This is a genomic window from Kerstersia gyiorum (genome assembly GCF_004216755.1).
Classification (GTDB): domain Bacteria; phylum Pseudomonadota; class Gammaproteobacteria; order Burkholderiales; family Burkholderiaceae_B; genus Kerstersia; species Kerstersia gyiorum.
In genome coordinates, this window is record NZ_SGWZ01000007.1 from 78,503 (window position 1) to 90,965 (window position 12,463).

Genomic DNA, 12,463 nt, shown 5'->3' on the forward strand with positions numbered 1-12,463 from the left:
GTTTCTGGGGGCGGGCTCAGCGGAAGCGCAGGCGGGTCTGATTGCCTGTGCGCGGTCCGAGCGCGGCGAGCAGTTCATTGAGGGCGCCGTGGACATCGGCGTTGGCGCTGGCTTCGACTTCGGCGGTGCCGTCGAACGCCAGCCCCTTGCTGTTGATGGTGCCTTCGCCTTGCAGGCGCAGCGGGCCCTGCCGGGTGGCCAGCGTCAGCTTGACGCGTTTATCGGTATCCTGATTAACCGCCAGATCATAGCTGCCGAATGGTTTCACCGGGGTGAGATCGGACGAGGCGTTACGCCACTGGATATCCAGCAGGCGGGTGCCGGGCGGCGTGGCGGCCCCCAGCGTGGATGCGGGCCAGTTCAATTGGAGCTCCCCCCCGGGTGCGATCGTGTCCAGCGCGGCATGGAAGGCGGTCAGTGTGGAGGCAGGCAGGCGCAGCGATTGCGCATTGATGGCCAGGCCGCGCCAGCCAGGGGCCAGCGTGACCGGGCCGCCCAGCCAGGGGTGACGGAGGTCTGCCACAGGCCCCTGGCGCCAGGCCAGTTTCCAGCTGAGCGGATCGGGCAGGGTGCGGCGTCGGCCTTCGGGGCCGACGGCGATAGTGGCGCTACCGTTCCAGATGGAACCGCTGGCGTCGACGATGGCGAGCGGCAGCGAAGCAGGCAGCAGAACCATGGCCCAGCGGGCGGGCATGACAGCCAGTGCGGCAGCCAGCGCGATCAGTATGAAACCGATGATTTTGAGGATCAGTTTACGACGCATCAAGCATTCTCCTGCGGGGCTGCCAGGATGATCTTGCCCGTTACCGAACCCGGACGGTCGCGGCCGTCGATGCGGGTACGGGACAGGTCGACGCTGCGGGTCTGCACATGCAGCAGGGCAGGCACGTCCGCCAGCCACTCGATGACGCGCCCGGCGCTGGCGTTCTCCAGCAGGACTTCCCACTGGCGCGCGCCGTCCATGCCGGCCTCGGTTTCGCGCAGGGTCGCCAGCTCGGAGAGACCGGCACGTTGCAGGCTCGATTGCAGTGCCGGCGTCAGTTCTTCGGCCGGAATGCTGCCGCTCTGGCCACGGCGCAGGGCCTGCGCCTCGCGGATGACGGCGTCGACCTTGAGTGCCGTTGCCTGCAATTGCGGCAGGCGCTTGTCGGCCTGCTCAATGGCGCCCAGCGCCGGCTTGATGCCGATCAGCCAGACCAGCGCCAGCGCTACCGCCAGGCCGCCAGCCTGCAGCAGCTTGCGCTCGCGCGGTTCGCGTTGCGACCACCAGGCGCGCAGGCGTTCGCTGGATTGCTCCAGGTTCTGTTTCCAGGCCGGGGTGGCCTGTGATGTCGGCGTATTCATTGCTGTCCTCCCCGGCTGCGTTCGCGGGCACGGCGAATGATCCAGGTATTTTCCAGGGTGTCGTCTTTGCGTATTTCCAGGCTCTGGGCGGCGGCGGCCTGGTTCAGGCTGGCTTCCGGCGGTGCGGTGAAGCCCTCGTTGAAGCCCAGCTGCAATTCGCCCTTGTCATAGACCAGGCGTGCGACCCGGCCTTCGGCGCCATTCATGACGCGTGCCGCAGCCAGGGCCAGCGGAACGAAATCATCATTGCTGCTGGCGCCGCGCGCCAGGCGCAAGGTATCCCGGGCGTTTTCCGCCTGGCGCAGCGGGTCGATGATGACCGACATTTCCGGAAAGGCGCGGCGTACGCTTTGTTCAATGCCTGTCGTCAGGGTACGGACTTCGGCGCCACGCTGCGCGGCATGGATGTTCAGGCCCAGAATCCAGAGGGCGGCAGCGCCGGCGACCCACGCCAGCGGCGCGCGCCAGCGGCGCTGGTCGGCGGCGGGACGCCATTCCGGGCGGGCGAAGGACCATTTGGGCAGCGGTTGGCGCCAGCGCTCGTCGGCAGGCAGGCTCAACTGGCGCTCGCGTTCCTTGTCTTGCGCAGGCAACGCCAGCGGCAGCGGCGTGAGGCTCTGGACATTCAGGCCGGCTTCCGCCAGCAGGCGCCAGGCCCGCAGCAGCGGTTCGCGGTCGGTCCATGCGACGATGGCACTGCCGTTTTCCTGCCTCGGGCCGTGGATGATGCACAGCGCGTCGGTATCCGACAGGGCCATCGATTCCACCAGCGATTGCACGGCCAGGTCCAGGCGGTTGCCGGACAGTGCGGGCACATTGAGCGTGACGATGACGGCGTCGCCAGGGTGCAGGATGGCTTGTACGCCGGGCGCCGGCACGGCGCTGGCAAGCTGCGCCAGCTGCAGCTCACCGGAACGGAGCACGGTGCCGTTGCGGTCCAGCAGCGCAAAGGCGACGTGGCTTTCGGGTCTCAGGCTGGCCAGAGGAGGAAGCGCCAGGCGTAGGTGATTCTTCAATTCATTTCCTTGATCCAGACGACCGTCGGGGAATTGCGATCGGCGCGGTTGAGCAACGCCTCCATGCCGACGACGGCATTGTCCAGTGAAACCTCTCCGGCTACCCGGAACCAGTTGCTGTTGGCTGTGATGCGGTTGCCGACGTCCAGTTCGCGGTTGGGCAGACGGTTGACGAAGTCACCACTGTTGTTGAACCACTGGCCTCGGTCACGCTGTACCACCAGGGCCCGTGCATCGGCCAGCGACAGGCCGGAGATGGCGGCGCTCAGCACTTCCGCGCTGGCGGTATTGGCATTGATGGCCGTCGTGGCGGGCAAAACGGTGAGATAGGGGCGCAACAGGTCTACGGTAGTGGCGTCGATATCGTCGATGCCGCGCAGATCGTTGATCGTCCGCAGACCGGGTGCGCTGGCACGCCGGTTCTCGGTGGGCTGGCTGTCGGCAACGCGCTGGGCAATGCTGCTGGCAAGATGGGTGGGCACGCGCAGATAGTTCAGCAGGCGTTCCAGCGACATCAGCTCGTCTGGCTTGATGATGCCCTGGGCGGCCAGGTTGTTCAGGTTGTATTTGCCCTGCTCATCTTCCGCACGGCCGGAAAACAGCGCGGTGCGAGGATCGTCCGGCTCGGAAATTTCCAGTCCGGTAATCGGGCGGGCCCAGGCCGAATCCGGCCGGGTGATGGCATTGCGTCGGGCATCCCAGCGCAGGATGACGCGCGACCAGTCCAGCCCGCCGCGCAATAGCCAGTCGGCTTGCGCCCGGTCCCGTTCGCTGGCCAGGGTGCGCGCCAGGTAGGCCTGGCGTTCCAGGATGGCGGTGGCGGCAATGGCGGCGGCCGCCACGACGATCAGCGCGCTGATCACGGCCATGCCGCGTTGTCGCCAGGCTGTCAGCCGCATGCTGGGCAAGCGCGGCAGCAAGCTGCGCCCTGGAGCAGGCCGGGCGGGGCGAACGGGGTAGGAGCGTCGGCGCATCATGGCAGCAGCACCACTTTGCGATAGCGGCCGGCATCCGGGCCCGTTGTGCGGTCCAGGGTGATTTCCAGGCCTGTCGCATTGGGCGAGCCATCTGGCAGCGGCAGGTTGGTCCAGCCGCGTCCCGGCAGCCAGGCGCGGACTTCGAACAGATTCACGTCTTCGAGCACGACCGTGCCTTTTTGCGGCGGCTCGGGCAGCGGCAACTGCCGGCCAGCGGGGGCGATGGCGCGCATCAGGCGCGTCCCTTCCAGCCACCAGCGCACCTGCTGCCAGGTGCCGTTGTCGGCCGGGGCGGCGCGTATGACCTGCAGATAGGGGACGCCGCCATCGGTACGGATATAGTTGATGCCGGCCGGCAGCGAACGGGCGACCACAGCCTGGCCGACCGGATGGTATTCGGGCAGGATGCTGTTGTCTGCGTGCAGGCGCAGGTCGCGGTCCAGCTGGCCGAAAACGCGCATCAGGGACATGATGTCTTCGGAAACCTGTTCCAGGCGTTCGCTGGTGCGCTCCACGCTGTCGAGTGCGCGCCATGAAATCAGGCTGACCAGCGCCATGAGCATCAGCGCGACCAGAACTTCGATCAGGGTAAATCCATGTTGCCGGCTGTGCATGGCTTATCTCAGCGACGACAGCAGGCCGCGCAGGTCGGCAAGTACCGTGCCTTCGGCATCGCGGACTCGTATGGTGACCTGGCGGAAATTGGTGTTGTTGGAACTGCGGATTTCCTGCTCGCAGGTCAGGGTCAGCGGCCCCTGGGGGCAGTTTTCCGTTTGTCGCCCCGGGCCTGGGAAGGCATTGAGCAGGCGCAGCTCGGCCATGCGGTTTTCCGCTGATAGCAGCGCCAGGCTGCGCTCGCGCATGGCCTGGGTGCCGCTTGCGCTCAGCCCCAGGGCGCGCACGCAGGCAGCCAGTGCCACGCCGGCGATGGCCAGCGCGACCAGTACTTCTATCAGCGTAAAACCGGACGTGCGGGCACGCCGCAGGCGAGGCAGGTTCATGGCAGCACGACCTCGTAGTGCCCGGTTGCATCGCGCTCTATGCGCAGGTGTTGCTGGCCGTTGTCCAGCTCGATGACCATCGGGTCAGGCATCCATTCCACATTGAAGACATTGGCCGAATTGGGCGAGATACGCACGGTGACCGGCGTTTCGCTGTCCCAGCGGCGTGGGCGCAGCAAGTCGTCGTTCTCGAAATACTCGGATTCCACCGGCGCCAGCGCGCTCATGCCTACCGGTAGCGCCAGCGTGTGTGGGCGGCGTGCGAAGCGGTAGCCCTGCGTATCGAATTCCCAAACGATGGGACGCCCGCCGCTACGGGCTTCCGACTGCACGACGGGCAGCAGTTGAGCCAGGCGGTGGGCATCTTGTTGCAAGGCGCGATCCTTCGAGGAGGGAAAGGCGCTCAGGCCGGCGATGGCGGTAACGATACCGATGATCGCCAGCACGACCAGAAGTTCCAGCAGGGAAAAACCGCGTTGTCCGCCAGAAAGACCGGGTAAGGCTTTATTGCCAGGAACCGATATCGGCATCGTTGCCTTCGCCGCCGGCCTGGCTGTCCGCGCCGAACGAGAATACGTCGATTTCGCCGTGTACACCGGGATTCAGGTATTGATAGGGAGCGCCCCAGGGGTCGTTGGGCAGGCGGTCCATATAGGAGCGCCAGTTGTTGGGCAACGGCGCTACGTCGGGACGCTTGACCAGCGCTTCCAGGCCTTGAGCCTGGCTCGGGTAGCGGCCGTTGTCCAGGCGATAGAGCTTGAGTGCCTGCATGATGCCGCCGATATCCTGGCGGGCGGCGACGATACGCGCCTGGTCGGGACGATCCAGCAGGTTAGGCACCACCAGCGCGGCGAGAATGCCCATGATGACCACGACTACCATGATTTCGATCAGGGAAAAACCGGACTGCCGACCGGCGCGGCGGAAACGGCGCTGGCGGGAAAGGAAGCGGGGGGCCGGGGAGGCGGTGGGTATCATGGCGACGTCAAAAAACTGTCAAATGAATGAGAATAGCATTAGTTTATACTTTGTCACTCCCGGATAGGGGAGATTGGGCCCGCACATCATATAGAAAGGCAGGGTTGTGCGTGATCCGGACAATTCCGTACGATAACCCCCGTTCTGTTGCGCCGGGATGACAGTGCTTATTGCTGCAGGCTGCGAGGCGGAGGGCCTTGGTACCCGTTCCTGTTGTTCCTTCTGTTTTCCTGCTGCTGTCCCTGCGTTTCCTGCCCTAATATATCTGGACTTTGCCTGCCCGCGATTCGCGGCCCTGAATATTTGCCACTGTCACGGTGCATTTGTGAATTTTCGTCTTCCTGCCTTACGTTTTCCCCAGATCCGTGTGAATCCGGCGAGCCTGGTACGCCTGCTGGCGGCCCTGGCGCTGGCCGTCGGGTTGGGGGTATGGACGGTTTTGCTGCTGGCGCCGCGGCCCGGCGCCATTCCTCCCTCAATGACTTTCGAGACCGTGGCTGGTACGGACGTCCAGCCGGTGGCGCGCTGGTTCGGCGGCGGCAATCAACGGGTGCGCGTGACGGTGGCGGGGATCATCGCCATGGGCAACGACCGTGGCGCTGCCGTGCTGAGCGTGGATGGCGCCACGCCCCGTGCTTACCGCGTGGGTGAAACCCTGGCGCCGGGCGTCACACTGGTGGCGGTGGCTCGCGATGAGGTCTCGATAGACCAGGATGGCGCGGTCGAAGCCGTGCGCATGGCTGCCGACCCGAGGCCGGTGATCCAGGGCTTCGTGAAAGTCGCGCCGGAATCCTCGCCAGCCCAGCCCTGATGCGTTGAGCTTGATAGAACATTCTTGAGATTGCGTTTCCTTGCGCTCCGATACACTGGTCAGGTACCAGTCCGGTATCGGCATGGCGCCGGTGCTGCGCCCCTTGGCGGCGCCAGGGCTGGCGCGCATTATCCAGTCATCTTCCCCGCAAGGAGCCAGACATGTCCGCAGTAACCCAGGAAGCCGCAACGACGGAAGTCACGCTGTCCAAGCGTCTGCAAACTGAGACCGGCGCACAGCACCAGCGCATGCACGGCCTGATGGCGCGTGCCAATCCCTTTGCCGATGTGCAAAGTTATGCAAAGTTTGTTCAAGCGCAGTATCTGTTCCAGCGCGACGTCGAGTTCTTGTTCAGCGACGAGCGCCTTAAGCAACTGGTGCCGGATCTGGATATCCGTGGCCGCCAGGAAGCCGCGCTGCAGGATTTGAAGGACATCGGCGCCGATGCCCCGGCAGACATCGCCATCGCCACCTCGGACGTGGTGTCGCCCGAAGCGCTGGGCTGGCTGTATGTCTCCGAAGGTTCCACGCTGGGCGCTGCCTTCCTGTTCAAGGAAGCCGGTGAAAAGCTGGGCCTGACCGCCGAACATGGTGCCCGCAATCTGGCCGCCTATCCGGAAGGCCGTGCCAAGGCCTGGAAGAGCTTTGTCAACGCGCTGAACGAAAGCGGACTGAGCCAGGAAGAGCAGGATCGTGTCGTGGCCGGCGCCAACGCTGCCTACGACCGCTTCGGCGATCTGCTGACCTCGCACTACCAACTGGCCTGATCTGCTGACCGCAGCAACCGGCGCGTGGCTCCTTGCCCGTGACGGTTGGATGGCCGGAGCACCGCCACGACGTGTCTCCCGGTAAACCCGGGATGCATGGCGTGGCGGTTTTTTTGCCTCAGAATGATCCCAATCCTGAGGTGCGCCAGAGGGTGCCTGAATTGGATATATAAGCATAATCAACTATTTGCATTTGTATAATAGCAAGTGATTCTCATCTGCTTTATGCTTGCTTCCGTGGGAGATGTGAAATAATGGCGCGGTTGGTTGAGCATTGATAGATCAGCCGGACACACATGAAAGTTTTGAGAGTTTTGATATGAACATCACAAGAAGAAAGCTCCTGATGGGTTCAGGGGCTGCCGTCGTTGTGGCTGGTGGCGCGGTCCTGACCCCCATGCTGACGCGCGAAGGAAGCCTGGTTCCGGGCCAGCCCCGGGTCGGTTTTGTCGAAGGCATGGAAGGACCGCTGCCGGCTCAGGCAGACGTCGTTGTTGTCGGCGCGGGTATTCTGGGCCTCATGACAGCAATCAGCCTGGTTGAACGCGGACTGTCGGTCGTGATCGTCGAGAAGGGCAATATCGCGGGTGAGCAGTCGAGCCGCTTCTATGGCCAGGTCATCACTTACAAGATGCCTGACGCTACGTTCATGCTGCACCATCTGGGCAAGCAGCGCTGGCGTGAAATGAATGCGAAGGTTGGTTTCGATACCAGCTACCGCACCCAGGGCCGGGTTGAAGTGCCGCTGGACGAAGAAGACCTCGAAAATGTCCGGAAGTGGATCGCCGCCAGGAGCGCGGAACTCGGTCCCGATATTCCGTTCAAGACCCGCATCATTGAGGGAGCGGAACTTGCCCAGCGGCTGCGGGGTGCTGTTTCTGAATGGAAGATCGCCGGTTTCGAAGAGGACTCCGGCAGTCTGGATGCCGAGGTCACGACGTTCGTCATTGCCGAATACGCCAAGCGTATCGGTGTCAAGATCTATACGAATTGCGCTGCGCGTGGCGTGGAAACCCAGGCAGGGGCGATTTCCGATCTCGTGACCGAAAAGGGCGCCATCAGGACCTCCCGCGTCGTGGTGGCGGGTGGCGCGTGGTCCAGGCTGTTCATGCAGAACCTGAATGTTTCAGTTCCGACGCTGCCGGCCTACCAGTCCCAGCAACTCGTCAGCGCGGCCCCAGGCCTGCCGGGCGGCAACGTGGCGCTGCCTGGAAATATCTACTTCCGCGAACAGGCGGACGGTACCTATGCGACCTCGCCCCGAGTCATTGTGGCGCCGGTGGTGAAAGAGTCCTTCATCTACGGGTACAAGTATCTCCCGTTGCTGGCCTTGCCTGACTTCCCGGTTCATATTTCGCTGAACGAGCAATTGCTGAATTCGTTCATGCAGTCGACCCATTGGGCACTGGATGAGGTTTCGCCATTTGAAACGAACAGGAACATGGTTGCGGCCCCTGATCTGCCGGAACTCAATGCCTCACTGGAAAAGCTCAGGGCAGAGTTCCCTGCGTTCAAGGAGGCGACGCTGATTGACCAGTGGAGTGGCGCGATGGCGATTGCACCGGATGAAAATCCGATCATCTCGGTCGTGAAAGAAGTACCTGGCATGGTCATCAATACGGCAACGGGCTGGGGCATGACGGAAAGCCCGGTCTCGGCCGAAATTACCGCAGCGCTGCTGCTTGGTGAAAAGCCCATCCTGGATCCGACGCCTTTTGACCTCTATCGCTTCGCCTGACGGTCTACACCACCAGGCTTGCTGCATCGGCACACGGTGCGGCAAGCGGTTTGCCGTCTTTCTGGCTTGCCACGGGCCCGGCCCGGATCGCTTCTAGCAATCCAGGCCGGGCTCAGCCGCATGTGGCTTACGGCAGGTTGTAGGCGATCACGTAATCGCTACGGTTGTCATTGGTACCGGTACGGGTGGCACCGCCTGCGATCACGACGACATATTGCTTGCCATCGGTCCCGATATAGCTCATCGGGGCACCCTGGCCGCCCACGGGCAGGCGACCGCGTCACAGTTCTTCACTGCTGTCGTTATCCAACGCGCGGCTGTAGCAGTCCAGCGAGCCGTGGAAGCATGCCAGGCAGCCGGAGAGCAAGTGTCAGGGGTGGTATCAATCGGGCCTATGTTGGCGTTTTACCGGGTTTTTGACGGGGTTTTGTCGGAGCGTTGTCGGGCGCCGCAGCCGTGGAATCGGCGTGTTCGCGCCGCAGCAGTTCGCGTTTGCGCGCAACGCCCCAGCGGTAGCCCGATATGTCGCCGTCCTGGCGCACGACACGATGGCACGGAATGGCGACAGCCAGCTTGTTGGCGGCGCAGGCTTGGGCGACGGCGCGTACCGCCTTGGGGGCACCAATGCGGTTGGCGATGTCCATGTAGCTGGCTGTGGCCCCGGGGGGAATCTCGCGCAGCGCCTGCCAGACTCTTTGCTGGAAGGCCGTGCCGCGAACATCCAGCGGCAGGTTCAGGCCCAACGCAGGGGTTTCGATGAACCCGACTACCTGGGCGATCCGTTGTTCGAATGCCGGGTCGCCTCCCAGCAGTTCTGCCCTGGGAAATTGGTCCTGCAGGTCGCGTAAAAGCGCTTCCGGCGAATCGCCTAGCAGAATGGCGCAGATGCCCTGCTGGCTTTGGGCCACCAGAATCGCGCCCAGGCTGCATTGCCCGATGGCAAAACGGATGAGGGCGCCGGCGCCGCCCGCACGATAGCTCCGGGCAGGCATGCCCAGCACCTGTGTGGCATTTTCATAGAAACGGCTGTTGGAGTTGAACCCCGCGTCGTAAATGGCGGCGGTGACCGAAGTCGTGTCGCCGCTCAATGCCGAGCGCAGGCGGCGCACGCGAGCGGCCTGGGCATAGGCTTTGGGCGTGACGCCGGTTTCTGCCTTGAATATCCTGTGGAAATGGTAGGGGCTCATGCCGGCCTGTTGCGCCAGCGCGTGCAGGCCGGGCGCAGTCTCTGCCATTTCGAGTTGCAGGCAGGCTTGCCGGATGATGGCGGCATGGCGCGCCGAGGCCTGATCCAGCGCTTGGACACGTTGGCTGGGCCGGTAGCCAGCGGCTTCGGCAGCAGCGGGCGTGGGGAAGAATGTGACATTCTCGCGGCGCGGGCGTTTGCCGGCGGCGCCGGGCAAACAGTAGAGCCCGGTGGTGCGCACGGCGTAGACAAAATGCGCATTCGCACCGGCATCGCGTGCTACCACGGCGTGCCAGCGTTGTTCGTCCGTGTCGTAGCAGGCAGGCTGGTCAGTCATGATGCATGGGTTCCAGATCTGTGGATGACAAGGAGACAGGCTCAGGTTGTAACGGCACTGCGCATGCGCCAAAGATACCAGGTAGCGATGGTGCGGTATGGTTGCCAGGCGAGGCCGAATTCGCGCATTTGCCTGGCGCTCGGCATTGTTTCCAGGCGCTTGAGCAGCCGGTAGCCGTCACGCACGCCCAGATCGTCCGCAGGCAGGATATCGGATCGTTCCAGTGTATAGATCAACAGCATCTCGACGGTCCAGCGACCCACGCCCTTGAGTGTGACCAGTCGTTCAATCAGCTTGTCATCGTCGAGCTGCAGGGCTTGCGCACGCGAGGGCACGGTGCCTTCCAGCGTGGCCTGGGCGATGCCCTGCACGGTTGCCAGTTTGGCGGCGGAAAACCCGCAGGCGCGGATGGCAGCCGGGTCGCAGGCCAGCAACTGCGCCGGAGCCGGGAACGGGCTGCCGGGAAACAGCGCCAGCAGGCGTGCCAGGATGGTGTCGCCGGCCTTGGTGCTCAACTGCTGGTAGGCGATGGCGCGCACCAGGGCTTCATAGGGTTCGCGGGCGGGTTTGGCCGCATGGCGGCAGGGACCGATGGCAGCAATGTTGCGCGCCCAGTCAGCATCCAGACTGGACAGGTGCGCTGCCGCTCGTTCGTAGGCCTGCGGTGACAGGTCGGCGGCAATCGCTTGCACGGTGGCCGGGGCGTGGGTTGCGTCAGCCATGGTCAGAATCCGGGCAGCCGGTTGCTGCATTGTTCGGGCGGCGCGGACGAGGCTGCAGGCAGGGCGTGTTCGTGCGCCAGCAGCCAGTGCTTGCGGTGCAGGCCGCCACCGTATCCGGTCAGGGAGGAATTGCTGCCGATCACGCGGTGGCAGGGCAGCACCAGGCTGACGGGATTGGCCCCGTTGGCCAGCCCTACAGCTCGCACGGCGGCCGGGCGTCCGATATTTTTCGCCAGTTCGCCGTAGCTGAGGGTATGGCCGGCGGGAATACTGCGCAAGGCATGCCAGACCTGCCGCTGAAACTCCGTGCCGCCCAGGGCGACAGACAGGTGGTCGAGCGCGTGGAGTTCTCCGCCGAAATAGCGTAGCAGAGCGTCGGCAGCCACTGGCGCTTCGGCGGTATCGCGCAGGCGGATGGCCAGGCTGCGGTATTGGCGTGTCATCAGTTGGCGCATACGGGCTTCGTGGTCATGCCAGTCCAGCGCGCGCAGGCGGCCCTGTTCGTCCGTGACCAGCAAGGCCTGCCCCAGCGGTGTTTCCGTGCGGTACAGCAGGAAGATGGCGCCATGCGCCGTGGCGTCGGCTGGCGGTATGGCAGCGCCGGCGGGGGCGACAGGCATATGCATGGAAGACGGTTGGGGTGGAGGCATGGCGGCAAAAGGTGTCGGAACGGGGTGTGCGGGGCCGGCAGCCGGCTGGGCGGACAATGGGGAAATCATGATGCTATCTCACCTGGGTAATCCTGATGCTGCAGCTTAGTATCTGTTGCCGGCCCCGGCACTCCGGTTCTTGCGGTCGAATTTCCGCAGGCTCTGGCACTGGCAAGGGCTGCCGCTTGCTTTATCATTTCCGCCTGGGTGTGCGGCGGCCCGGCCCTGGGCGGCCGGCAGCCATGCGTGGGGCAAAGATCGCAAGGGTATTTTTCATGCGAATGGGCATACGCGCCGAATGGCGCAGGGCCGTGGGGCTGGTGGGGGTACTGCTGCTGTTGCAGCTGGGAGGCGAGAGCGTGCGTGGCGCCTTGCGGTTCGAACGCGATGCCATCGCCGCCGGTGAACTCTGGCGTTTGTGGACGGCGCACTTCGTGCACCTGGGTTGGAATCACGCATGGCTCAATTGCGCCGGCGTGCTGTTGTGCTGCCTGCTGGCGCCCGAGCGCTTCGACCGCCGCCTGTGGCTGCGCCTGGCCTGCTTGGCGCTGGGCGTAGGGCTGTGCCTGTGGTGGCTGTCGCCCGGGGTGCCTGATTACGTGGGGCTGTCAGGCGTGCTATATGGCATGTTTGTGCTGTGCCTGCTGCCCCAGGGTTTGCAGGGGGATAAAAGTGCCTGGCTGGCGCTGGCCTGCGTGTTGGCCTGGATGCTCTGGCAGTGGCTGGTGGCGCCCTCGGTTTCCGAAGAGCGGATGATAGGCGGCACCATCGTCAGCATCGCCCATGTCTACGGCTTCTGCCTGGGGTTGGCGGGCGTGGGGCTGGGCTGGCTGGCCGCGCGCCGCCAGCGGCCAGTGGCCGCGCAAGAGGCGGGCGGCCGCAACCAGGGAGGACGGCCCCCAGGCTGACAGCATGGGGCGCCCGCCGTCCCTGTGC

Annotated in this window: 15 protein-coding genes; 4 read left to right on the forward strand and 11 right to left on the reverse strand. The window is 64.4% G+C overall.

What is annotated here, in order from left to right:
• Nucleotides 1-16: 16 nt before the first annotated feature.
• The 8 genes from gspN to gspG all read right to left on the reverse strand — a co-directional run bounded on the left by gspN (nucleotide 17) and on the right by gspG (nucleotide 5,316).
• The gene (gene gspN, locus EV679_RS16300) at nucleotides 17-763 is read right to left on the reverse strand and encodes a type II secretion system protein N (protein WP_130487781.1); all 747 of its coding nucleotides are present in this window, start codon (nucleotides 761-763) and stop codon (nucleotides 17-19) included.
• Nucleotides 763-1,344: a type II secretion system protein GspM gene (gspM, locus tag EV679_RS16305; RefSeq protein WP_068370295.1), complete on the reverse strand. Its 582-nt coding sequence runs from the start codon at nucleotides 1,342-1,344 to the stop codon at nucleotides 763-765. Before gspM ends, gspN begins: the two co-directional genes overlap by 1 nt.
• Entirely contained in the window at nucleotides 1,341-2,360 is a 1,020-nt protein-coding gene (gspL, locus tag EV679_RS16310; RefSeq protein WP_068370294.1) for a type II secretion system protein GspL, read from the reverse strand. The genes gspM and gspL overlap by 4 nt, the downstream gene beginning before the upstream one ends.
• A complete protein-coding gene (gene gspK, locus EV679_RS16315; RefSeq protein ID WP_083969563.1) occupies nucleotides 2,357-3,229 on the reverse strand; it encodes a type II secretion system minor pseudopilin GspK in 873 nt (290 codons plus the stop codon). Before gspK ends, gspL begins: the two co-directional genes overlap by 4 nt.
• Before the next feature lie 104 nt (nucleotides 3,230-3,333).
• Nucleotides 3,334-3,951: a PulJ/GspJ family protein gene (locus tag EV679_RS16320; protein WP_068370292.1), complete on the reverse strand. Its 618-nt coding sequence runs from the start codon at nucleotides 3,949-3,951 to the stop codon at nucleotides 3,334-3,336.
• A 3-nt stretch (nucleotides 3,952-3,954) separates the two neighbouring features.
• Nucleotides 3,955-4,338, reverse strand: coding sequence for a type II secretion system minor pseudopilin GspI (gspI, locus tag EV679_RS16325; RefSeq protein WP_127774750.1), 384 nt, complete (start codon nucleotides 4,336-4,338; stop codon nucleotides 3,955-3,957).
• On the reverse strand, nucleotides 4,335-4,868 hold the full coding sequence (locus tag EV679_RS16330) for a prepilin-type N-terminal cleavage/methylation domain-containing protein (RefSeq protein ID WP_068370288.1): 534 nt from the start codon (nucleotides 4,866-4,868) through the stop codon (nucleotides 4,335-4,337). The genes gspI and EV679_RS16330 overlap by 4 nt, the downstream gene beginning before the upstream one ends.
• Nucleotides 4,843-5,316 (reverse strand): type II secretion system major pseudopilin GspG, encoded by a 474-nt coding sequence (gene gspG, locus EV679_RS16335; RefSeq protein WP_068370286.1) that lies wholly within the window; start codon nucleotides 5,314-5,316, stop codon nucleotides 4,843-4,845. The genes EV679_RS16330 and gspG overlap by 26 nt, the downstream gene beginning before the upstream one ends.
• Nucleotides 5,317-5,641: 325 nt before the next feature.
• Here gspG and EV679_RS16340 point away from each other — a divergent pair, with 325 nt between their 5' ends.
• The 3 genes from EV679_RS16340 (at nucleotide 5,642) to EV679_RS16350 (ending at nucleotide 8,632) form a co-directional block, all read left to right on the forward strand.
• Nucleotides 5,642-6,127: a type II secretion system protein N gene (locus tag EV679_RS16340; protein ID WP_238591349.1), complete on the forward strand. Its 486-nt coding sequence runs from the start codon at nucleotides 5,642-5,644 to the stop codon at nucleotides 6,125-6,127.
• 161 nt (nucleotides 6,128-6,288) lie between these two features.
• Nucleotides 6,289-6,894: a biliverdin-producing heme oxygenase gene (locus EV679_RS16345; RefSeq protein ID WP_068370283.1), complete on the forward strand. Its 606-nt coding sequence runs from the start codon at nucleotides 6,289-6,291 to the stop codon at nucleotides 6,892-6,894.
• Nucleotides 6,895-7,213: 319 nt separating this feature from the next.
• Nucleotides 7,214-8,632: an NAD(P)/FAD-dependent oxidoreductase gene (locus tag EV679_RS16350; protein ID WP_068370281.1), complete on the forward strand. Its 1,419-nt coding sequence runs from the start codon at nucleotides 7,214-7,216 to the stop codon at nucleotides 8,630-8,632.
• Nucleotides 8,633-9,024: 392 nt separating this feature from the next.
• On the opposite strand, the gene ada is transcribed toward EV679_RS16350, so the two are convergent.
• From ada to EV679_RS16370, 3 genes are read right to left on the reverse strand one after another with little or no spacing between them, the layout of a single operon-like run.
• Nucleotides 9,025-10,155 carry a bifunctional DNA-binding transcriptional regulator/O6-methylguanine-DNA methyltransferase Ada gene (ada, locus tag EV679_RS16360; protein ID WP_068370279.1) on the reverse strand — a complete coding sequence of 377 codons (1,131 nt, stop codon included), beginning with the start codon at nucleotides 10,153-10,155 and terminating at the stop codon, nucleotides 9,025-9,027.
• Between the two features lie 41 nt (nucleotides 10,156-10,196).
• Nucleotides 10,197-10,877: a DNA-3-methyladenine glycosylase family protein gene (locus tag EV679_RS16365; protein WP_068370277.1), complete on the reverse strand. Its 681-nt coding sequence runs from the start codon at nucleotides 10,875-10,877 to the stop codon at nucleotides 10,197-10,199.
• Between the two features lie 2 nt (nucleotides 10,878-10,879).
• On the reverse strand, nucleotides 10,880-11,527 hold the full coding sequence (locus EV679_RS16370; RefSeq protein WP_242611513.1) for a methylated-DNA--[protein]-cysteine S-methyltransferase: 648 nt from the start codon (nucleotides 11,525-11,527) through the stop codon (nucleotides 10,880-10,882).
• A 275-nt stretch (nucleotides 11,528-11,802) separates the two neighbouring features.
• Here EV679_RS16370 and rrtA point away from each other — a divergent pair, with 275 nt between their 5' ends.
• The gene (rrtA, locus tag EV679_RS16375) at nucleotides 11,803-12,435 is read left to right on the forward strand and encodes a rhombosortase (protein ID WP_130487782.1); all 633 of its coding nucleotides are present in this window, start codon (nucleotides 11,803-11,805) and stop codon (nucleotides 12,433-12,435) included.
• Nucleotides 12,436-12,463 lie beyond the last annotated feature (28 nt).

Excerpts from the sequence above, each read along its gene's own strand:
- gspN (WP_130487781.1), bottom strand. The coding sequence starts at position 763 with ATGCGTCGTAAACTGATCCTCAAAATCATCGGTTTCATACTGATCGCG.
- gspM (WP_068370295.1), bottom strand. The coding sequence starts at position 1,344 with ATGAATACGCCGACATCACAGGCCACCCCGGCCTGGAAACAGAACCTG.
- gspK (WP_083969563.1), bottom strand. The coding sequence starts at position 3,229 with ATGGCCGTGATCAGCGCGCTGATCGTCGTGGCGGCCGCCGCCATTGCC.
- EV679_RS16320 (WP_068370292.1), bottom strand. The coding sequence starts at position 3,951 with ATGCACAGCCGGCAACATGGATTTACCCTGATCGAAGTTCTGGTCGCG.
- gspI (WP_127774750.1), bottom strand. The coding sequence starts at position 4,338 with ATGAACCTGCCTCGCCTGCGGCGTGCCCGCACGTCCGGTTTTACGCTG.
- EV679_RS16330 (WP_068370288.1), bottom strand. The coding sequence starts at position 4,868 with ATGCCGATATCGGTTCCTGGCAATAAAGCCTTACCCGGTCTTTCTGGC.
- gspG (WP_068370286.1), bottom strand. The coding sequence starts at position 5,316 with ATGATACCCACCGCCTCCCCGGCCCCCCGCTTCCTTTCCCGCCAGCGC.
- EV679_RS16345 (WP_068370283.1), top strand. The coding sequence starts at position 6,289 with ATGTCCGCAGTAACCCAGGAAGCCGCAACGACGGAAGTCACGCTGTCC.
- EV679_RS16350 (WP_068370281.1), top strand. The coding sequence starts at position 7,214 with ATGAACATCACAAGAAGAAAGCTCCTGATGGGTTCAGGGGCTGCCGTC.
- ada (WP_068370279.1), bottom strand. The coding sequence starts at position 10,155 with ATGACTGACCAGCCTGCCTGCTACGACACGGACGAACAACGCTGGCAC.
- EV679_RS16365 (WP_068370277.1), bottom strand. The coding sequence starts at position 10,877 with ATGGCTGACGCAACCCACGCCCCGGCCACCGTGCAAGCGATTGCCGCC.
- EV679_RS16370 (WP_242611513.1), bottom strand. The coding sequence starts at position 11,527 with ATGCCTCCACCCCAACCGTCTTCCATGCATATGCCTGTCGCCCCCGCC.
- rrtA (WP_130487782.1), top strand. The coding sequence starts at position 11,803 with ATGCGAATGGGCATACGCGCCGAATGGCGCAGGGCCGTGGGGCTGGTG.